Origin of the sequence: Kitasatospora misakiensis (assembly GCF_042656005.1) — a bacterium.
Taxonomy (GTDB): domain Bacteria; phylum Actinomycetota; class Actinomycetes; order Streptomycetales; family Streptomycetaceae; genus Kitasatospora; species Kitasatospora misakiensis.
The window spans coordinates 1-16,378 of record NZ_JBHSOF010000092.1; the positions used below are offsets into that span (position 1 = coordinate 1).

General features: G+C 69.8%; 24 protein-coding genes, 1 tRNA gene, 1 pseudogene and 1 riboswitch. Of the genes and pseudogenes, 19 read left to right on the forward strand and 7 right to left on the reverse strand.

Annotated elements, in window-relative coordinates; all coding sequences use genetic code 11:
• The first annotated feature begins 350 nt into the window (after nucleotides 1-350).
• The 10 genes from ACFP3U_RS35805 to ACFP3U_RS35850 all read left to right on the forward strand — a co-directional run bounded on the left by ACFP3U_RS35805 (nucleotide 351) and on the right by ACFP3U_RS35850 (nucleotide 3,935).
• Nucleotides 351-1,217 carry a helix-turn-helix domain-containing protein gene (locus ACFP3U_RS35805; protein ID WP_380229950.1) on the forward strand — a complete coding sequence of 289 codons (867 nt, stop codon included), beginning with the start codon at nucleotides 351-353 and terminating at the stop codon, nucleotides 1,215-1,217.
• Nucleotides 1,210-1,401 (forward strand): DUF397 domain-containing protein, encoded by a 192-nt coding sequence (locus tag ACFP3U_RS35810; RefSeq protein ID WP_380229951.1) that lies wholly within the window; start codon nucleotides 1,210-1,212, stop codon nucleotides 1,399-1,401. The genes ACFP3U_RS35805 and ACFP3U_RS35810 overlap by 8 nt, the downstream gene beginning before the upstream one ends.
• 80 nt (nucleotides 1,402-1,481) lie before the next feature.
• On the forward strand, nucleotides 1,482-1,673 hold the full coding sequence (locus tag ACFP3U_RS35815; RefSeq protein ID WP_380229952.1) for a DUF397 domain-containing protein: 192 nt from the start codon (nucleotides 1,482-1,484) through the stop codon (nucleotides 1,671-1,673).
• Between the two features lie 112 nt (nucleotides 1,674-1,785).
• Nucleotides 1,786-1,977 (forward strand): DUF397 domain-containing protein, encoded by a 192-nt coding sequence (locus ACFP3U_RS35820; RefSeq protein WP_380229953.1) that lies wholly within the window; start codon nucleotides 1,786-1,788, stop codon nucleotides 1,975-1,977.
• A gap of 266 nt (nucleotides 1,978-2,243) precedes the next feature.
• On the forward strand, nucleotides 2,244-2,435 hold the full coding sequence (locus ACFP3U_RS35825; protein WP_380229954.1) for a DUF397 domain-containing protein: 192 nt from the start codon (nucleotides 2,244-2,246) through the stop codon (nucleotides 2,433-2,435).
• A gap of 108 nt (nucleotides 2,436-2,543) precedes the next feature.
• Complete coding sequence (locus tag ACFP3U_RS35830; RefSeq protein WP_380229955.1) at nucleotides 2,544-2,708, forward strand: Scr1 family TA system antitoxin-like transcriptional regulator; 165 nt, start codon at nucleotides 2,544-2,546, stop codon at nucleotides 2,706-2,708.
• A 9-nt stretch (nucleotides 2,709-2,717) separates the two neighbouring features.
• Entirely contained in the window at nucleotides 2,718-2,909 is a 192-nt protein-coding gene (locus ACFP3U_RS35835) for a DUF397 domain-containing protein (protein ID WP_380229956.1), read from the forward strand.
• Nucleotides 2,910-3,024: 115 nt separating this feature from the next.
• Nucleotides 3,025-3,216, forward strand: coding sequence for a DUF397 domain-containing protein (locus ACFP3U_RS35840; protein WP_380229957.1), 192 nt, complete (start codon nucleotides 3,025-3,027; stop codon nucleotides 3,214-3,216).
• Nucleotides 3,217-3,295: 79 nt separating this feature from the next.
• Nucleotides 3,296-3,487: a DUF397 domain-containing protein gene (locus ACFP3U_RS35845; RefSeq protein WP_380229958.1), complete on the forward strand. Its 192-nt coding sequence runs from the start codon at nucleotides 3,296-3,298 to the stop codon at nucleotides 3,485-3,487.
• Between the two features lie 256 nt (nucleotides 3,488-3,743).
• Nucleotides 3,744-3,935, forward strand: coding sequence for a DUF397 domain-containing protein (locus tag ACFP3U_RS35850; protein WP_380229959.1), 192 nt, complete (start codon nucleotides 3,744-3,746; stop codon nucleotides 3,933-3,935).
• A gap of 130 nt (nucleotides 3,936-4,065) precedes the next feature.
• On the opposite strand, the gene ACFP3U_RS35855 is transcribed toward ACFP3U_RS35850, so the two are convergent.
• Nucleotides 4,066-4,821 carry a sensor domain-containing protein gene (locus tag ACFP3U_RS35855; RefSeq protein ID WP_380229960.1) on the reverse strand — a complete coding sequence of 252 codons (756 nt, stop codon included), beginning with the start codon at nucleotides 4,819-4,821 and terminating at the stop codon, nucleotides 4,066-4,068.
• Between the two features lie 127 nt (nucleotides 4,822-4,948).
• Nucleotides 4,949-5,533 carry a GNAT family N-acetyltransferase gene (locus ACFP3U_RS35860; RefSeq protein ID WP_380229961.1) on the reverse strand — a complete coding sequence of 195 codons (585 nt, stop codon included), beginning with the start codon at nucleotides 5,531-5,533 and terminating at the stop codon, nucleotides 4,949-4,951.
• Between the two features lie 43 nt (nucleotides 5,534-5,576).
• Between ACFP3U_RS35860 and ACFP3U_RS35865 the strand changes: the two genes are divergently transcribed.
• Nucleotides 5,577-6,500: a hypothetical protein gene (locus ACFP3U_RS35865; RefSeq protein ID WP_380229962.1), complete on the forward strand. Its 924-nt coding sequence runs from the start codon at nucleotides 5,577-5,579 to the stop codon at nucleotides 6,498-6,500.
• 91 nt (nucleotides 6,501-6,591) lie between these two features.
• Here ACFP3U_RS35865 and ACFP3U_RS35870 read toward each other — a convergent pair whose 3' ends face one another.
• The gene (locus ACFP3U_RS35870) at nucleotides 6,592-7,461 is read right to left on the reverse strand and encodes a M23 family metallopeptidase (RefSeq protein ID WP_380229963.1); all 870 of its coding nucleotides are present in this window, start codon (nucleotides 7,459-7,461) and stop codon (nucleotides 6,592-6,594) included.
• Between the two features lie 12 nt (nucleotides 7,462-7,473).
• A riboswitch (cyclic di-AMP (ydaO/yuaA leader) is annotated at nucleotides 7,474-7,642 on the reverse strand.
• 245 nt (nucleotides 7,643-7,887) lie between these two features.
• On the opposite strand from ACFP3U_RS35870, the gene ACFP3U_RS35875 reads away from it, so the two are divergent.
• From ACFP3U_RS35875 to ACFP3U_RS35885, 3 genes are all read left to right on the forward strand, one after another.
• Entirely contained in the window at nucleotides 7,888-8,178 is a 291-nt protein-coding gene (locus tag ACFP3U_RS35875; RefSeq protein WP_380229964.1) for a YiaA/YiaB family inner membrane protein, read from the forward strand.
• A 127-nt stretch (nucleotides 8,179-8,305) separates the two neighbouring features.
• On the forward strand, nucleotides 8,306-9,133 hold the full coding sequence (locus ACFP3U_RS35880) for an alpha/beta fold hydrolase (protein ID WP_380229965.1): 828 nt from the start codon (nucleotides 8,306-8,308) through the stop codon (nucleotides 9,131-9,133).
• A 67-nt stretch (nucleotides 9,134-9,200) separates the two neighbouring features.
• Nucleotides 9,201-9,767 carry a TetR/AcrR family transcriptional regulator gene (locus ACFP3U_RS35885; RefSeq protein ID WP_380229966.1) on the forward strand — a complete coding sequence of 189 codons (567 nt, stop codon included), beginning with the start codon at nucleotides 9,201-9,203 and terminating at the stop codon, nucleotides 9,765-9,767.
• 287 nt (nucleotides 9,768-10,054) lie between these two features.
• Here ACFP3U_RS35885 and ACFP3U_RS35890 read toward each other — a convergent pair whose 3' ends face one another.
• The gene (locus tag ACFP3U_RS35890; RefSeq protein ID WP_380229967.1) at nucleotides 10,055-10,279 is read right to left on the reverse strand and encodes a DUF397 domain-containing protein; all 225 of its coding nucleotides are present in this window, start codon (nucleotides 10,277-10,279) and stop codon (nucleotides 10,055-10,057) included.
• Nucleotides 10,276-11,127 carry a DUF5753 domain-containing protein gene (locus ACFP3U_RS35895; RefSeq protein ID WP_380229968.1) on the reverse strand — a complete coding sequence of 284 codons (852 nt, stop codon included), beginning with the start codon at nucleotides 11,125-11,127 and terminating at the stop codon, nucleotides 10,276-10,278. Before ACFP3U_RS35895 ends, ACFP3U_RS35890 begins: the two co-directional genes overlap by 4 nt.
• Before the next feature lie 360 nt (nucleotides 11,128-11,487).
• Here ACFP3U_RS35895 and ACFP3U_RS35900 point away from each other — a divergent pair, with 360 nt between their 5' ends.
• Together ACFP3U_RS35900 and ACFP3U_RS35905 are read left to right on the forward strand one after the other, a co-directional pair.
• A complete protein-coding gene (locus tag ACFP3U_RS35900; RefSeq protein WP_380229969.1) occupies nucleotides 11,488-11,802 on the forward strand; it encodes a hypothetical protein in 315 nt (104 codons plus the stop codon).
• A 247-nt stretch (nucleotides 11,803-12,049) separates the two neighbouring features.
• Entirely contained in the window at nucleotides 12,050-13,876 is a 1,827-nt protein-coding gene (locus ACFP3U_RS35905) for an SUMF1/EgtB/PvdO family nonheme iron enzyme (RefSeq protein ID WP_380229970.1), read from the forward strand.
• Nucleotides 13,877-13,883: 7 nt separating this feature from the next.
• Here the strand turns inward: ACFP3U_RS35905 and ACFP3U_RS35910 are convergent, their stop codons facing one another.
• On the reverse strand, nucleotides 13,884-14,315 hold the full coding sequence (locus tag ACFP3U_RS35910; protein ID WP_380229971.1) for an NUDIX domain-containing protein: 432 nt from the start codon (nucleotides 14,313-14,315) through the stop codon (nucleotides 13,884-13,886).
• A gap of 44 nt (nucleotides 14,316-14,359) precedes the next feature.
• On the opposite strand from ACFP3U_RS35910, the gene ACFP3U_RS35915 reads away from it, so the two are divergent.
• From ACFP3U_RS35915 to ACFP3U_RS35925, 3 genes and pseudogenes are all read left to right on the forward strand, one after another.
• Complete coding sequence (locus ACFP3U_RS35915; protein ID WP_380229972.1) at nucleotides 14,360-15,181, forward strand: sugar phosphate nucleotidyltransferase; 822 nt, start codon at nucleotides 14,360-14,362, stop codon at nucleotides 15,179-15,181.
• 204 nt (nucleotides 15,182-15,385) lie between these two features.
• Nucleotides 15,386-15,925: a DUF397 domain-containing protein gene (locus tag ACFP3U_RS35920; protein ID WP_380229973.1), complete on the forward strand. Its 540-nt coding sequence runs from the start codon at nucleotides 15,386-15,388 to the stop codon at nucleotides 15,923-15,925.
• A 158-nt stretch (nucleotides 15,926-16,083) separates the two neighbouring features.
• Nucleotides 16,084-16,323: pseudogene (locus ACFP3U_RS35925) on the forward strand (hypothetical protein); the annotation flags it as partial.
• On the opposite strand, the gene ACFP3U_RS35930 reads toward ACFP3U_RS35925, so the two are convergent.
• Nucleotides 16,305-16,378, reverse strand: a tRNA-Ile gene (locus ACFP3U_RS35930). The pseudogene ACFP3U_RS35925 and the gene ACFP3U_RS35930 overlap by 19 nt on opposite strands.

Consider the following 16,378-nt stretch of genomic DNA (forward strand, 5'->3'; position numbering starts at 1 on the left):
GGAGCGGAGTTCGGCCCGGACGGCGGAGCAGTCGGGCGGGTTGCAGGCACGCATGAGAAACCTCCGAGTGAGGTCGTGCGAGTGGGGAGGAGAGGCGTCGACGGAGACGTCACCGTGAGCCAGGCCCGGCCGTGGCTGCTCTGCGGTGCAAAAGGGCAGCAGGCGCCTACTGCCCGGATGAACAGGCGTTACTGACGACCCGTCGGATCGCTATGAGACAGACCATAGCCCACACCGCCACAGATTTGTGGCGCCGAACGGGAAGTTCCCCCTACCGTGGCATCCGGACCGGATGGACCCGCTCACTGTGAGCGCGGCACACTGGCCCTGCGCTATCCAGAGAGGACGCCATGGCCCTTCGCTCCAACCCAACCCTCCGTCAACGAAGGCTCGGCACAGAGCTGCGGCGGATGCGGGAGCAGGCCGGCTTCGGAGGCAGTCAGCTCGCTCGCGACCTCGGCATCAACCCCGCTCATGTGACGCAGATGGAAGCAGGGAAGACCGGCATCAGTGTCGAGCGGCTGCGCACCATCGCCGCACTGTGTATGTGTGTCAACCAACCCTTGATCGACGCTCTCGCCGACATCGTCACAACGCGAGGGAAGAGTGGGTGGTGGGAGGAGTATCGCGGAGAGCTCGCCACGGACTTCCTGGACGTGGCGGAGCTGGAATCTGATGCGCGGAGGCTCGTCACCTACACAACCACCTTCGTCCCTGGGCTGCTTCAGACGACCGCCTATGCCTCGGCTCTGTTCTCCCAGACATACCCGCCCCTGCCTCCCCACGAGGTCAGACTCAGAACGTCCTTCCGCATGAGAAGGCAGCTCATCGTGCAATCCGGCGCCACGCCGTTCTGCGCTTTCATACACGAGGCAGCCCTGCGGATGCAGTTCAGCGGGCCGAAGGACCTCACCGAACAGCTCGAAGCACTTCTCGCCGAATCAGAGCGTCCGAATGTCTCGCTCCGAATCGTTCCGTTCGGAGTCGATTCCGTCCCGAGCCCGAGCGAGAACTTCACCTACGCGGAGGGACCCGTCGTCGATCTGGACGCCGCACAGATGGACACAGGTCATGGTGGCCAGCTCTTCGACGCGCCCGCGCACCTGGCGAGATTCCGTGCGCTCATCGCGCAGATGGGATCCACAGCGCTGTCCGAGGAGAAGTCACGAGACCTCATCCAGTCCATCATGAAGGAAAGGGAACGCAATCATGGCTAGCCAGACCTGGCAGAAGTCCAGCCACTCCGCAGCAAACGACAACTGTGTTGAGGTGCGTGCTGCAGGTGGGTTGGTCGAACTCCGGGAGTCCGATGAGGGCGAACTCATACTCCGCACCACCGGCTCCGCCTTCGCCGACCTTCTCCACACCATCAAAGCCGGCGAACTCGACCGGTTCGCATGACCTCGTCGGCCCCTCGCTCGAACCGAGCGAGGCGCCACAGCACCAACCGCCCAGCCCGCCCAGGTCTCGGAGGCAAATCCATGTCCACCGATGAGTGGCAGAAGTCCAGCTACAGTGCGGCGAACAACGAGTGTGTTGAGGTCCGCGCAGTCGCCAAGGGGTTGGAGTTCCGTGAGTCCGATGACCCCGACGCCATAGTCCTCGCGCCCCTCGTCGCCTTCGCCGGCCTCCTCGACGCCATCAAGGCCGGCGACCTCGACCGCTTCGGCTGAGTCTTCTCCGGTGGCTCCTCGCTGCCGAGCGAGGAGCCACCGGGTGCCAAAGGTGGATGGCGTGCTCCTTCGCACCCGGCATCGGCACCACGAACGGAAGGAAGGTAAAGATGTGAACAGGTCCACCTGGCAGAAGTCCAGCTACAGCGGATCGCACGACGACTGTGTTGAGCTCCGCAGCACCGACGCACTGATTGAGCTTCGCGAGTCCGACGACGGCGAGACCGTTCTCCGCACCACCTCTGCCAGCGTCGCTGCCCTCCTCCGCGCCATCAAGGCCGGCGAACTCGACCGCCACGCCTGATCTCGCTGGCCCCTCGCTCGAACCGAGCGAGGGGCCGGGCACCCACAAGCCGCCGTTCGTCCCCACTGCGGCAAGGGCGGAGTGGAGTGGGAAGTCGGATTCGCCGACTTCCCACTCCACTCTTCGATGGTCGGACTGCCCGGCGGCCCCTTGGCGCGGCCAAGGGGCCGCCGGGAACCCGGGCGTCCTGTTGCTGATCTGTGGGCTCAGGAGGTCGGTGGTTCCGACTTCCTGAGCCAGGCCGCGCGAAGGAATTGATAGCAACCATGGCTAACGACACATGGCAGAAGTCCAGCTACTCCGCAGCAAACGACAACTGTGTTGAGGTGCGGGCTGCAGGCGGGTTGGTCGAACTCCGGGAGTCCGATGAGGGCGAACTCATACTCCACACCACCGGCGCCGCCTTCACCGACCTCCTCCACACCATCAAAGCCGGCGAACTCGACCGGTTCGCATGACCTCGTCGGCCCCTCGCTCGACCGAGCGAGGGGCCGGGCACACACACCCCGGGGAGTAGGAAGTCGGTGGTTCCGACTTCCTACTCCCCGACCTTCGCCAGCGGTCCCGTGCCTGAGTTGGACACCGTAGAAGTGGGTGTTTCTCAAGGCGCCCTCTTCCTCGAGTCGCCAGCAGATCTGGCCAATCATCGAGCCATCTTCGCTCGCCTCGACACCACAGCCCTCGGCGAGAGAGAGTCTCGCGAGTTCATCCGATCGATCATGAAGGAGTGAAGTCCCCGAATGCATGATTTGGAGTGGCGGAAGTCCAGCTTCAGCGCATCTAGCAATGAGTGCATCGAGGTTCGCGGGCGAGTCGGAGCAGTCGAACTTCGGGAGTCTGAGGACAGCGAGGTCGTCCTGCGGATCACTCCAACCGCCATCGCCGACCTCCTCCACACCATCAAAGCCGGCGATCTCGACCACCATGCCTGATCTCGCTGGCCCCTCGCTCGGCCCGAGCGAGGGGCCAGCCACCCACGCCCACCCCGACCGACCTCACCAGCAGAGTCACGGGTTCGACTTCCCACTTTGGAGGTAGTGCGCAAGCATGGGTAGCCCCATATGGCAGAAGTCCAGCTACTCGGGTTCGAGTAATGCGTGTGTCGAGGTTCGCGTCGTGGACGGGCTGGTCGAACTCAGGGAATCCGACGAGGGCGGGATCGTCCTCGGGGCCGCCGTGGGCGCCTTCGCTGACCTCCTCCGCACCATCAAAGCCGGCGAACTTGACCACCACGCCTGACCCGATGGCGCCTCGCTCGAACCGAGCGAGGCGCCACAGCACCAACCACCCAGCCCGCCCAGGTCTCGGAGGCAAATCCATGTCCACCGATGAGTGGCAGAAGTCCAGTTACAGCGGTGCACACGATGAGTGTGTTGAGGTCCGCGCAGTCGCCAAGGGGTTGGAGTTCCGTGAGTCCGATGACCCCGACGCCATAGTCCGCGCGCCCCTCGTCGCCTTCGCCGGCCTCCTCGACGCCATCAAGGCCGGCAAACTCGACCGCCACGCCTGATCTCGCTCGGCCCGAGCGAGGGGCCAGCCACCGACAAGCCGCCGTTCCTCCTGGCGAGGGCCATCTGGAGCGGAGTGGGAAGTCGGGTTCGCCGACTTCCCACTCCGGGTTTCGATGGTCGGACTGCCCGGTGGCCCCTTGGCCTGGCCAAGGGGCCACCGAGAACACAGATGTCCTGCTGTTGATCCGTAGGCCCAGGAGGTCGGTGGCTCAGGCTTCCTGGTCCAAGCCGCGCGAAAGGAAATGAACAACAACCATGGCTAACGACACCTGGCGGAAGTCCAGCTTCAGCGGCGCATCCAACGAGTGTGTCGAGGTACGCGCCGTGGGTGAGCTGATCGAACTCCGGGAGTCCGATGACAGCGAACTCATACTCCACACCACCGGCGCCGCCTTCACCGACCTCCTCCACACCATCAAAGCCGGCGAACTCGACCGGTTCGCATGACCTCGTCGGCCCCTCGCTCGACCGAGCGAGGGGCCGGGCCCACACATCCCGGGGAGTAGGAAGTCGGAACCACCGACTTCCTACTCCCCGACTCCATCTCCGCCTCCAACTCCGAGAAAGCGGGGGCCGTTCAGCGGCCGAGCAGGCCGCGGGCAGCGAGGCGGTTCACATTGGTCAGGCCGCGCACCAGTTGCGGGGTGACGAAGACGAACAGCAGGCCAACCAGGCAGACGCCCGCGATCTGCAGTGGCGACTCGATGTAGTAGACGTGCTGAACGCCGGAGCCGTCCGTGTAGTCGAAGATCCGGTAGCCCGGCCAGTCCGTCCAGCGCGGGAAGACCCAGTGGTAGGCGGGGTAGAGCGCGAGCGTCCAGCCGACGCAGAGGAAGACCAGCGACAGCGTCATGCTGAGGATCGCCCACGGAAACATCACCACCTGGTACAGCACGGCCTTCCAGCCGGCCGCGTCCGCCAGCCGGGCGGTGATGGCGCCCCAGGTGCCCGGCCGGGCGGCCCGGACCGGGGCCGGACCAGGCACGTCCAGGGCCAGCAGGCCGCGGACCCGGGCCCGCTCCAGTCGGCCGAAGCCCCGGGCCGCGGCGGTCAGACCGGCCAGCACCGGCAGGCCGAGCACCGTCACGAAGGTGCCGAGGCCCAGGGAGAACAGCGTGACGGCGGTGACGAAGCCGACGACCGCCACCGGCAGACCGGTCAGCGTGTAGCCGACCTCCCGGTAGAAGTAGGAGCTGAACGGGGCCCGCCAGGCGTACGGCGGCTCCTCGGTGCGGTGGACGGCGCCGGATCGGTGGTCGTCCGCGTCCTTGGCGTACCCGGTGTGGCCGGCGTACGCGTCGTACTCGCTGCGCTGCATGGTGTGGGTGCTCATGGCCGGGTGTCGGTCCCTCGGGTCGGTCGCGGGTGCGGGCTCGTCGGGCGGTGTCCTGCCGACCTCTGAAGCCTGTCAAAACGCGCCCCCGCCGGACATCCGGCTCCCCGGCGAACCGGGGGTGGGGTTATCCCCCCTGCGCGGCGCCCCCGGCCGGCGGGTCGTCGGCGAGCAGCGCGTACTGCTGGGCGTCGCGCCAGCCGTCGGACCGCCGGTAGTCGTGCCGGACCCGCCCCTCCAGTTGGAAGCCCGCCCGGACCAGCACCCGGATCGAGGCGGCGTTGTCGACGTCGACCCGGGCCTCCAGCCGGTGCAGGCCGAGCGTGCCGAAGGCGAAGTCGCGCAGCAGGCCGACGAGCTCCCCCGCGTAGCCGGACCCCCAGACGTCGCGGCGCAGCGCGTAGCCGATCGTGGCGGCGCCGAACGGGACGAGGCCGAGCGCGGCGTTGCCGATCGGGACGGCGCGGGCCGGGTCGTCGGCGTCGGCGAGGCGGGTGACGGCGAGCCGGTAGACCTCGCGCCGATCCTTCTCGGCCTCCTCCACGAACTGGGCGACCTGGTCGGCACAGGTCTCCAGGTCGCGCGGGGCGAACGGGAGGTAGCGGGTGGCCTCCGGGTCGCCGAAGACGGCGTGCAGCGCCGCCACGTCCTCGGGGGTGTGGTGGAACTCGCGAACGGCCAGCCGGGGGCCGGTGAGTCGAACGGGGACCATGGCACCCGACCCTACCCGCGACCAGCGGTTACGGTTCGTGGTTATGGAAGACGAAGACCTGCGGCTCGCCCCGCGCACCAAGGCCGCCGACCTGCTCGCCTGGGCGGAGGCGGAGGGCCGCGAGCCGGTCGCCGAAGCCCCGCTGAGCACGGTGCTGGCGCTCCTGGAGCTGGGCGGGAGCAGGATGCACGACGGCTGGCCCGAACTGACCTCCGCCGCGGTGGAGCACCTGCTGTACGAGCGCCTGTACCTGTACGTCCAACCGGAGCCGGGGCAGGACCCGCTCGCGTACGGCGCGGCGGTGCGACTGCTGATCGACCACCAGCGGGCGACGAAGCGGCTGAACGCCAAGCGGCAGGAGCGGCTGCACGCGGAGGCCGAGTGGCAGGGCGAGGTGGCGGCCGGGCTGCTGCGCCGGGCGGACCTGGTGACCTGGCCCCGGCTGTACACCCTGCTGCTGCGCGCGGCCGGGGTGGCGACCGGCGACCCGGCGGCGGTGCGGGCCTGGCTGGAGGGGTTCCGGGAGCTGCCGGAGGAGGAGCGGCCGGCGGCGTTCGCGGCGCTGGAGGCGGACGGCGTGCTGGACCCGGTGGACGACGGGGGCTGGGGCGCCGGTGCCCGGACGCTGGCGGTCGGGATGGCCACGGACGGCGCCCGGCGGCTGCTGGAGCAGGGGCTGATGGAGCGCAGCTACCGGAACCTGGCGGAGCTGACGGCCCTGGGCCGGCCGATGCCGGAGGAGCTGACCGGGGACTTCGGGGCGTTCGAGGAGGCCGCGGCGCGGGCGGCGCTGGAGCTGGCCGGCGCCTGGACGGTGCCGGGGCTGCCGGAGCTGCTGGTGACGGAGTTCCCGGAGCTGGCGCCGGAGCCGGGGCAGGCGGAGATCGACGCCTATCTGGCGGGGCTTGAGGCGGCGGACGCGGAGTGGGTGACGGAAGACGAAGCGGCGGCGGACGCCCCGGAGTAGTCCGGCGCACCTTCCGACGCACCTTCCGACGCACATGGAGGAGCCCCGGCCGATCCCGGCCGGGGCTCCTCGTGGTGCTCGGGGGCCAGCGTCAGGGGGTGACGCCGCGCTGCTCGAACCAGGTCTCCGGGTCGACCGGGGCCCCGCCGCCGGGGCGGACCTCGACGTGCAGGTGCGGGCCGGTGACGTTGCCGGTGGCGCCGACCTTGCCGATCTGCTGGCCGGGGACGACCTTGCCGGAGCCCTTGATGATCGAGGAGAGGTGGCAGTACCAGATCTCGGTGCCGTCGGGCAGGGTCTCGACGATCCGGTAGCCGTAGGCGCCGGCCCAGCCGGCCGAGGTTATGGTGCCCTGGCCGACCGCGTAGACCGGGGTGCCGGTGTCGGCGGCGAAGTCCAGGCCGGTGTGCAGGTGGGCCCAGTAACGGGCGCTCTGGCCGTAGTGGGCGGAGAGGTTGTAGTCGCGCACCGGCAGGTTGATGGCGGCGAGCTTGGCCTTCTCGGCCGCCTCGGCGGCGCGCTTGGCCTGCTCCTGCTGGGCGACCTGGACGGCGCGCTTGGCCTCGGCGTCCTGGGCGGCCTGGACGCGGGCGGTCTCCTCGGCCGCGGTGCGCTGGCTGTCGGCCTGCTGCTGGATGCGGGCGGCGAGCGCGAGGCCGGGGTCGGCGGAGAGCGCGACCGGGGCCTCGTCGGGCGTCTCGACGGCGGGCGCGGCGGCCGGGGTGGCGGAGGCGAAGCCGGTGGCGCCCAGGGTGGCGGCGACGGCGGTGACGCCGAGCAGCGGGGCGGTGCCGCGGGTCTGACGGGGCATCCGGTGCCGGCTGGTGTCGGCGGCCGGCGGGGCGGTCTCGTCGGCGGGGCCGCCGAAGGGGCCGTGGCCGGCGAACGGGCCCGGATGGTCGAGCAGCTGGGTGCCGGTGGAGGACCCGGACGGGTGTGCCTGGGTGTGCGTCGACGCCACGGAGGCGCGCTCCTTTCCTTCCTTCGCGCCTACCGGGTTAGCTGACGGGTTCGGAGCAGGAAGGTCTCCTACGGCTGGGCCTGGACGGGGCCGGGCCTGGCCGATTCACCCCAAGGAACATGGTTCCCCGGCTCCCAGGCCTGCCCGGAGGCAGACCGGCGGGATTAGGCGACGGCGCACGGTGCCGTCTGGGTACGGCGTTGCGGACCGCGCTGCGTTATCAAACGTTAATCCGAGAGGCCCCCGATTCCAAGCCGTCCACTGGTGACGGCTGAACACGGATCGGACACTACGCGACCCGATGGGCGTTTTGCGGCGTTTGACGACAACTGACACTACTGAACGTGAGAGGACGTCAACGAACGATCCCCCACCTGAGTACTCCTACTCATGTGCGGCCGGGAGCGGCCCGGCCATCCTGGCGCCATGAGCGCACCGATGCAGTCACGCACCACCGCCGCGTACTACGTCCAGGCGGTGCTGTCCTTCGCCCTCTCCGGCACCGCCCTCGGCGCCGGGATCGCCTACCTCCCGGTCGAGCCGTGGACCAGGGCCTTCCTGGCCGTCGGCCTGCTCTGGACGGTCACCTCCGCCTTCACCCTCGCCAAGGTGGTCCGGGACCGGCAGGAGACCACCGAGCTCGTCACCCGGGTCGACCAGGCCCGGCTGGACAAGTTGCTGGCCGAGCACGACCCGTTCAAGGTCGAAGGGGTCTGACCGACCCGGCCGCGGGGGCCGAGGCCGGTCGGCGGCGCGGGGTGCCGATAGCTTGACGGCTAAGGCTATTAGCCTTAGCTTTATGGCTATCGGCACTCGCCGACGATCCGGCCCGAGGAGGCTCCCCATGAACGGCACCATCGCCCCCGCCACCCGCTACCTCGACCTGCCCGGCGGCCGGATCGCCTTCGACGACACCCGGCACGGCGACGGCGCCCCCGTCGTCCTGCTCCCCGGGATGCTCGACAGCCGGACCGCCTACCGGCACCTGCGCCCGCTACTGGCCGCCGCCGGCCGCCGGGTGATCACCATGGACCTGCGCGGCTTCGGCGAGTCCTCGATCCCGTGGGACGACTACTCCCCCGCCGCGATCGCCGGCGACGTGCTCGCCCTGCTGGACCACCTGGGCATCGACCGCGCCGTCCTGGCGGGCAGCTCCTACACCGGCGCCAGCGTGGTCAAGGCCGCCGGGGACGCCCCGGAGCGGATCGCCGGGATCGTCCTGCTGGACGCCTTCGTCGAGAACGTCCCGCCGAACGCCCTGCAGCGGGCGGTGGTCGGCGCGATGGGCGCGCTGCTGGTGCACTCCCCGGCCTTCTGGGGCCTCTACCTGCGCAAGGCCGCCTTCCCCGGCCCCAAGCCCGCCGACCACGAGGAGTACGTGGCCGGGCTGGTCGCCGCGCTGCGCACCCCGGGCCGGAAGGCCGCCACCCGCGGCTATGTCCGCGGCGACTCCTCGCCCGTCGGCTGGACCGCCGCCGTGCGCTGCCCGGCGCTGGTGGTGATGGGCTCGAAGGACCCCGACTTCGGGGACCCGGCGCTGGTCGCCGACCGGCAGGCCGCCGCGCTCGGGGCGCGCAAGGTGATGATCGAGGGTGCGGGGCACTACCCGATGGCCGACCACCCGGAGGCCACCGCCGACGCCCTGCTGGGCTTCCTCGCCGACCTGGCCTGAGCGCCCCGGGCCGCCCGCCCGTCCACCCGCCCCGTCCCCGCCCCGTCCCCACCAGGAGAGAACCGCGATGCCCCGAGTCGGACTCACCCCCGAGCAGGTCGTCGGCCACGCCCTCGCCCTCATCGACGAGCAGGGCCCCGAGGCCCTCACTCTGGCCGCCGTCGCCGCCCGCGCCAAGGTCGCCACCCCCTCGCTGTACAAGCACGTCAGCGGGGGCCTGGGCGAACTCCGCCGACTGGTCGCCGTCCGGGTCTCCGAGGAGTTGGCCGACCGGCTCGCCGAGGCGGCGCTCGGCCGGGGCGGGGACGAGGCGGTGGCCGCCGTCCTGCGGGCCTACCACGCGTACGCCACCGAGCACCCGCACCGGTACGGCGCGCTGCCGCAGGCTCCGCAGCCGGACGAGGACCTGGCGGCGGCGGGCGCCCGGCTGGTCGGGGTGATCGTCGCGGTGCTCCGCGCGTACGGGCTGGAGGGCTCCGAGGCGATCCACGCCGCCCGTACCTTCCGCTCGCTGGCCCACGGCTTCGCCGCGCTGTCGACGGCGGGCGCCTTCCAACTCGCCGAGGACCTCGGGGAGACCCAGGAACGGATGATCACCGTACTGACCGCCGGCCTGCGCGGCTGGCCCCGCTAGTGCCGTATCAGGCAACGTTCGCCCTGGTGACGACTTGGCGGTTCTAGAACGCCTCGGACTCACCCACAACGGCATCACCTGGCAGATCGGGGCTGCCGCCGGACGGCGTCAGCCCCGATCACACCAAGATCTTCATCAGCGTTCCAGGGTCGTTGCGACACGTGGTCGGTTGTTCAGACCGCGAGCAGTTTATGCAGGCGCTCGGCTGGGGTCTCCCAGCCGAGCGCCTTGCGTGGGCGGCCATTGAACTTGGCAGGCCGGCACGCTACGGAAGTGCCGGAACTGGGTCAGGCCGAAACGGGGACCAGGGTGCCGGAGCCGACCGCCTGAGCGAACGACGCCCACACCTGCGGCTGGTGCCGGTGCCCGGGGCCGTTCGGGTTCTTGCTGTCACCTACGACGACCTCACCGGCCAGGCCGCCGGTGATGACGCAGTCGGCGCTCTGGTTGCTGTAGGACGACTTCCGCACGGCGATGCCGAGCGCGGAGATGTTGGGGTAGTAGTTGCTCACTTGATCGCGTCTCTCTTTTCAGTGATGAATGCGAGCGACTTGTCCAGCTGAAGGGCCTCAGCCGTGATTTTCTGGAACGTCGCGTGGATCTCCTCTACCGATTCCCGGTCTTCAATCCACAGTTCGGTCATCTGTGCAGCGACGAGGGCGATGTCGAGTGCGGGGCGGTAGGGGAACCCGAGGACGGTCAGCGCGCCGTTCATTCCCGGGTTCAGCGCGCAGTCCGACGGCATGATCTGGATATTGACGTTGGAGAGCCGGGTGAGCTGTATCAGCCGTTCCATCTGGGCCCGCATGACTTCCGGACCTCCGGCCTTGACGCTCAGAGCCGCCTCGTGGATTACCGCCCAGATCTGCGGCGGCTTCGGACGAGTCAAGACGGCTTGCCGGGCCATCCTGACGTTGACCTTCGCCTCTGCCTCGTCATCCGAGAACCCGCCCAGTTCCGTGAAGATGGCCCGCGCATAGTCGGGAGTCTGGAACAGTCCGGGGATAAAGGCGGGTTGGTAGGTCTTGACCGCTGATGCCTCAGCCTCCAGAGAGGCCAGGTTGACGGTCTGCTCATTCACGACACCGGTATAGCTGACCCACCAGCCCTGCTTGCTGGCGTTCTTGGCGATGTCGATCAGACCGGCCTTGAGATCGGCGTCTACGTCCAGGAAGTCGAGGAGCTCGGCGACGTCGTCGGCCTTGACCGCGCCTTTCGCATTCTCCGCCCGACTGAGCTTGAAGACGCTCCAGGCCGGCAGGGCCCTGGCCACGTCCTCGGGCAGAAGGTCGCGCTGCTCGCGGAGGCGACGCAGCTCCCTTCCGAGCTGGATGCGCCTCACGGTCTGCTGGAATGCCACCCCTTGCCCCTTCTATGTCGATCGTCAGCACAGTGTGCCCCTCTGCAGGTGATGCGCGCTACCAGCTTCGGGAGGCATATGACTCGATCTTGCGTGCGATCATGCAAGCTTGCACGTTTCTAGAAATGGTTGCGCAGATCTGCGCTAGGGTCCATGCTGTGCGTAACGAACTGCATGCAGCGAGTTGGTAGTTGCGGCGACAGTTCGCCAGCTTTCGCTGTTCCAAGTGATCTTGATTGAGCGTCAGACGGCCCAGATCAGGTCGTTCTCCACCGGGCCCTGACGAGCGCGACCGCAACGGCCGCTTCCCCGGAACCACCCCCCATGCCGTCCATAGCGGCACACCCCCGGAGGAACGTCATGCATCTCGTTGACTTCTCAATTTCCGCAGAGCCCAAGACAGTTGGGCTGATCCGCCGGACGGTCGTCCCGCTGCTCGTCGCCACCCTCACTCTCACCGCCGGCACTCGCACCTCCTGGTTCGAGATGGAGGTCGCCGCCCTCGCCCCCGACCAGACCGGGGAGGAGACCGCCGCGGTTGTCAGCTCGTCAGACCCGGTGCCCCAGCGACCGTGGGTGAACCGGGCCGCCCTCGCCGCCCGCATCTGGCACGCCCGCCCGGCCCCGGGCGTCGGCGTCATCGGCCTTACCGGCCCCACACCGGTAGCCGCCTAGAACTCCAGCGGTCCCCGTGTCGGGGTGGGTGGCCGAACCGGTGCGGCCACCCACCCCCACAACCTCGCCGCTGCCCTCCGCGCCGCCCGCCGGATACTGCACGGCCGAGGCAGACCCAGCATGGCCGCCTAGACCACATACACGGCCCCCGGCCAACTCCCCGGGTGCCGGCCTGCAGAGGAGGGGAAGGCCGACACCCGGAGCAGGCCGTCAACCCACCAGCACGGTAAGAGGATTGGAGATCAAGGTGAGTACGCAGACGTGGAGCGAGGGAGAGCAACAGAAGGAGGACCCGGCGCGCAGCGCTGTGGACATCGCCGAGCACGTTGCTGCGCTGTTCAGGCCGGAGAGCGCTCCGCTCCTTACCCTCGGCGTGTTCGAGCGGGTGGGGTCGAACTGGGTCAGCGACGTGCTGCGCCCCTACCTGCCCCAGCACAACGAGCCGTTCCGGCAGCAGTTAGGCGCGCGTCACCCCCTCTCTCCCAACAACGCTCGCCCGCCGGGTCCGGCCGACACCGACCTCCCCGGTCTCCCCGCTCATCACCTTGCCTGCGCCTTGGCCGATCTCTACGGCACCGACCGGCGGCACATGGTGAAGGAGACGAACTTGTGGCTCGCCACCGGCGCGGTCACCAACCTGCTCCCGAACTCCCCCCTCCTCGTCCTCTCCCGCGCCCCCCTCGGCATCGCCAGCTCCTTCGCGCGCGGCAACCTGTTCGAGCGCTGGCACTACGCCTCGCGCTACACCATGCTCAGCAACGCGGCGCACAGGTCCCCCCACTGGGCCGCCTGGTCCGCGCTCCTCCCCGAAGACGGCCCGGAGCCCACCGTCGCCCTCGCCCGCCTCATCGCCTTCAACACCCTCCTTCTGGCACAGGCGCTCAAGAAGGACATCCGCGGGATCTCCCGTCCCTATGCCCACCTCGCTTACGAGCGCCACGTCCTGGCCCCGGAGGCGGTGCGAGCCGCCCTCTCCAGCTACCTCGATGTCCCTCTGCCCTTCCCGGCAGCCCAGGTCGGGAGGGCGACGGCTGGTGCTCCGAGCGCGGACACCACCTTCAACACCGGCCAGCACAAGAGCGAGCTGATCGCCGAGCTGGACGCGCGCACCGCGACACTCGTCACCCACTTCGTCGCGGAGACCCTGGCACGCGCTACCAACGTCGTGGAGCGCCAGGTAGTGGAGACCGCCCGACACTGGCTCAGCGGCGACGACCTGTACGAGGTCCGCGACCCCGCCCCCTCGGTGCCCCGTCCGCGGGTCGGGACAGCGCAGGGGGAGGAACGGCGACCGGGCCCGGCCACCTACCGGCCGGCGGTCGAGGGGAGCACCGTGGTGTGGCGTACCCACCTCGTCAGCAACGAGGAGGTGGCCGAACTCCTGAACATCCTCGCGGAGGCGGGGATGGACAACACCCGGGACGGCGTCAACCTGTTCGTCATCCCGATGAGGGTTCAGCGCGGCGGTCGGCTCCACCAGGATCAGGCCGGCGGTAGGTGGCGACCGAGCCCGGGATACGAGCACCACCCGGCCTACTGGGTCACCTGGCTGGGTGCTGCCGCGCTCGCCGCCTGGCACGGTGCCAGGCTCCCCAGCCGGGCCGAGGTTGTGGAGGCCGCGGCGCTCGTGCCCAGCGTCTACAACGCCGGCTACCGCTTCGGTGACGCCACCCCCGTCATAGAGCCCGGCCGCGACCCTGGCGACATCCACCACCTGGTTGGCAACGTCCAGGTGTGGTGCCAGGACGGCGAGAGCGGCGGACTGGAGTTCCCGCTACGCCGATACATCGTCGGCGCAGCCTGGAACACCCCCAGTACCCGGGCCGCGGTGTCGGAGGTCCGCTCGCGCTACCTCCTCGGCGCCTCACGCGGCGTGGGCGTCCGTCTCGTCCGGGACCCGAGCATCCGGGCGGCGGACGAGATCGGAGCGTGGGAACTCGCTGAGCGCGTCGGTTCCTGGGTCAATTCCCTCGACCCGACCGGAGTCCCGGTGGGCTACCTCGATCAGGCCCTCGTCACCACCCTGACCGGCTCCTGCGCCGAGAGCGGCGAGGCCGAGGCCGGCCAGGACTGAGCAGCGGTCAGAGGCCGATCGCGGCCTTCGGGCCTACGTAGCTGCCGGCGCCCGTCCACCCGGACCGGGCCAGGCCCACGAACCGCTCGCTGAACCCGAGATCGGCCAGATCGTCCAGCGCCACCCACTCCACACCCCGGATCGGGCGGGTGTCGGCTCCCTCCTTCACCTGCCCGATCGCCCCCCCGACCACCTCTACCTCGAAGGAGATGTGTACGACGTGCGCCTTGGTGACGTCTGCGACGTACAAGAGGCGGCCGACCTCCACCTCCAGGCCGGTCTCCTCCAGCATCTCCCGCCGGAGTGCTTCTTCCAGGCTCTCCCCGTCCTCCACCTTGCCACCGGGCAGGGACCACGTCCTCGAACCCTCGGTGTCTTGGTTCAGCAGCAGCAGCTTCTTGTCACTGTTCACGGCCATGCCGGTCACTCGCGTATGCATCCGCGAACCGTACTCCCGCCCAACTCCCGTACGGAGGCGATCTGATGAAGACGCAGAACAGCACCGCCGTGGTCATCGCGGCCGGAGGACTGGGCACCAGGGTGGCGGGCTGGTCCACATTCATGCCGAAGGAATTTCGCCCGGTCGAGGGACGACCCGGCATCGTCCACGTACTCCAAGAGGCGGAAGCGGGCGGGGCACGGCGGGCCGTGGTCGTCCACCACCCGTACTACGCCGGCCTCGCCAGTTGGAGCGCCCAGGTGTTCGGCCCGGGCGGCACTGCCCGCTACCAGCAGCTCGCCCAGCAGTCCGGCAGCCAGCAGTCCAGCGGTCTGCACGTCGACTTCATCGCACAGCGCGGCCCGTACGCCGACGTCACCTCGGCTCTCAACGGCTCCTCGCATCTGCGCACCGGCGACATCTGCCTCGTGTTCTCCGACAACGTCGACCCCGCACACCGGGCTCTTGCCGAGCTGGTCGACGCCACCGACCCGACCTACCCGGCCGTCCTGACCTCCCCCTTCGACATCACCCGTGCCTCCACCCACGGAGTCGTCGTCTGCACCGGCACCGGCCCCGTGCGCACGATGGCGGCCCTGGTGGAGAAGCCGGACTTCACCAGCGCCGCCCGGCTGGTGGCCGATCACGGTGTCGACCGTCTCCGGCTCCTCCAGGGCCGGATGCGGATCACCTCGCCGCTGCTCCACCACCTGGCCGCCACCGCCCGGCACGCCCGGCGGGCTGAGCCGAAGGTCTCGCTCGGCCTCGCCTCCTACGCCCGCAACCACCGGGTGCAGGTGGTCACCAGCACGGTGCCGATGGTCGACCTCGGCGTCCCCGACCCGGAGCGGGCGGCGGCGTCGTGACCCAGGAGAAGGGGACGGAGCAGGAGTGGCGGCCGAGGGTGGGGGGAGATAGAGGACAGGCGCCCGACCGATAGGACCACCGAGCCCGAGACGGCTGCCGTCCTGCCGAAGCGCAAGCGAGGCACCCACTGGCCGGCGCAGCCCGAGCGCCCGTCCGGGGCGTTCCTCCCGCAAGGCCCGGCCCCGGCCCGGCCGGGGCCGGGCGTGTCCGCGCGCCGCACCGCCGCCTTCCTCGCTCATCTTCCCGAGCAGCGCTGGGCCAGCATCTGCGAAGATGCGGCGGGTGAACAGCTCGCCGATCTCGACCATCTTCATCACCTCGGCGCAGGCGGTACGGAGAACGGACTCAGCCTCCGGTCGGCCCGGCTGGTACAGACGGAAGGGAACGTGCTGACCTGGTGCCTGGACCGCGCCGCCGCGCAGGAAGCTGGCCGGCGAGGGCACCGAGTACTGAAGGAGGACGAGATGAGCCAGACCGAGAAGCCGGCGCCCGTGGCGAAGAGGCTGGTCACCAACGAGGAGCTGGCTGCCCTCACCTGGTACGGCGCGCCCGGCGACACCGCCGGGCCGCAGGTCGCGTTCCTGGCCGACGGGCACGTGCTGATGCGCCACGGTGCAGACCACGACGCCCCGCTCCTCGTCTACACCCCCGACGAGTGGAGGGCGTTCCGCCTCGGCGCGCGCGACGGGGAGTTCGATGTGGTGGAGCAGCAGATCCCGACGTCAGGCCCCACCACCGGGTAGCGGAACCTGCTCGGCCAGCAGTACGACCACGTCCGCAGTTTGGGGACGTCGAGATTCAGCCGTTGCCACGGACCCGGTTGCGTCCGCCGCCTGGACCGGCCCGAACCACCGCGGAGGTCGCGGCCGGCGACCTTCAGGGCGCCGGCCGCTGAGCCCAGCGTTGCGGCCTGCGCAGATCCCGCTACCGGGGCCGCGCCAAGATCAGCCTCCGACATCAGCTCACCGGCGCGGCGATCAACCTCGTCCGCATCGACGCCCGTCTCACCGACACACCCCGGGCCTGCACCAGCCGCTTCGCGGCACTTCGCCCCGCTGAGCCAGAGCGGGAGCGGAACGCCGAAGGGCCCGGAGCGGGTGCTCCGGGCCCTTCGGGCTGGTGTGGGGCTAACAGGACTTGAACCTGTGGCCTCTTCCTTATCAGGGAAGCGCTCTAACCGTCTGAGCTATAGCCCC

What these genes read in the sequence shown, in the direction of transcription:
- ACFP3U_RS35850 (WP_380229959.1), top strand. Translation starts at nt 3,744, where the DNA reads ATGGCTAACGACACCTGGCGGAAGTCCAGCTTCAGCGGCGCATCCAAC.
- ACFP3U_RS35805 (WP_380229950.1), top strand. Translation starts at nt 351, where the DNA reads ATGGCCCTTCGCTCCAACCCAACCCTCCGTCAACGAAGGCTCGGCACA.
- ACFP3U_RS35860 (WP_380229961.1), bottom strand. Translation starts at nt 5,533, where the DNA reads ATGGTCCCCGTTCGACTCACCGGCCCCCGGCTGGCCGTTCGCGAGTTC.
- ACFP3U_RS35880 (WP_380229965.1), top strand. Translation starts at nt 8,306, where the DNA reads ATGAACGGCACCATCGCCCCCGCCACCCGCTACCTCGACCTGCCCGGC.
- ACFP3U_RS35915 (WP_380229972.1), top strand. Translation starts at nt 14,360, where the DNA reads ATGAAGACGCAGAACAGCACCGCCGTGGTCATCGCGGCCGGAGGACTG.
- ACFP3U_RS35855 (WP_380229960.1), bottom strand. Translation starts at nt 4,821, where the DNA reads ATGAGCACCCACACCATGCAGCGCAGCGAGTACGACGCGTACGCCGGC.
- ACFP3U_RS35825 (WP_380229954.1), top strand. Translation starts at nt 2,244, where the DNA reads ATGGCTAACGACACATGGCAGAAGTCCAGCTACTCCGCAGCAAACGAC.
- ACFP3U_RS35835 (WP_380229956.1), top strand. Translation starts at nt 2,718, where the DNA reads ATGCATGATTTGGAGTGGCGGAAGTCCAGCTTCAGCGCATCTAGCAAT.
- ACFP3U_RS35815 (WP_380229952.1), top strand. Translation starts at nt 1,482, where the DNA reads ATGTCCACCGATGAGTGGCAGAAGTCCAGCTACAGTGCGGCGAACAAC.
- ACFP3U_RS35810 (WP_380229951.1), top strand. Translation starts at nt 1,210, where the DNA reads ATGGCTAGCCAGACCTGGCAGAAGTCCAGCCACTCCGCAGCAAACGAC.
- ACFP3U_RS35875 (WP_380229964.1), top strand. Translation starts at nt 7,888, where the DNA reads ATGAGCGCACCGATGCAGTCACGCACCACCGCCGCGTACTACGTCCAG.
- ACFP3U_RS35865 (WP_380229962.1), top strand. Translation starts at nt 5,577, where the DNA reads ATGGAAGACGAAGACCTGCGGCTCGCCCCGCGCACCAAGGCCGCCGAC.
- ACFP3U_RS35840 (WP_380229957.1), top strand. Translation starts at nt 3,025, where the DNA reads ATGGGTAGCCCCATATGGCAGAAGTCCAGCTACTCGGGTTCGAGTAAT.
- ACFP3U_RS35885 (WP_380229966.1), top strand. Translation starts at nt 9,201, where the DNA reads ATGCCCCGAGTCGGACTCACCCCCGAGCAGGTCGTCGGCCACGCCCTC.
- ACFP3U_RS35845 (WP_380229958.1), top strand. Translation starts at nt 3,296, where the DNA reads ATGTCCACCGATGAGTGGCAGAAGTCCAGTTACAGCGGTGCACACGAT.
- ACFP3U_RS35910 (WP_380229971.1), bottom strand. Translation starts at nt 14,315, where the DNA reads ATGCATACGCGAGTGACCGGCATGGCCGTGAACAGTGACAAGAAGCTG.
- ACFP3U_RS35900 (WP_380229969.1), top strand. Translation starts at nt 11,488, where the DNA reads ATGCATCTCGTTGACTTCTCAATTTCCGCAGAGCCCAAGACAGTTGGG.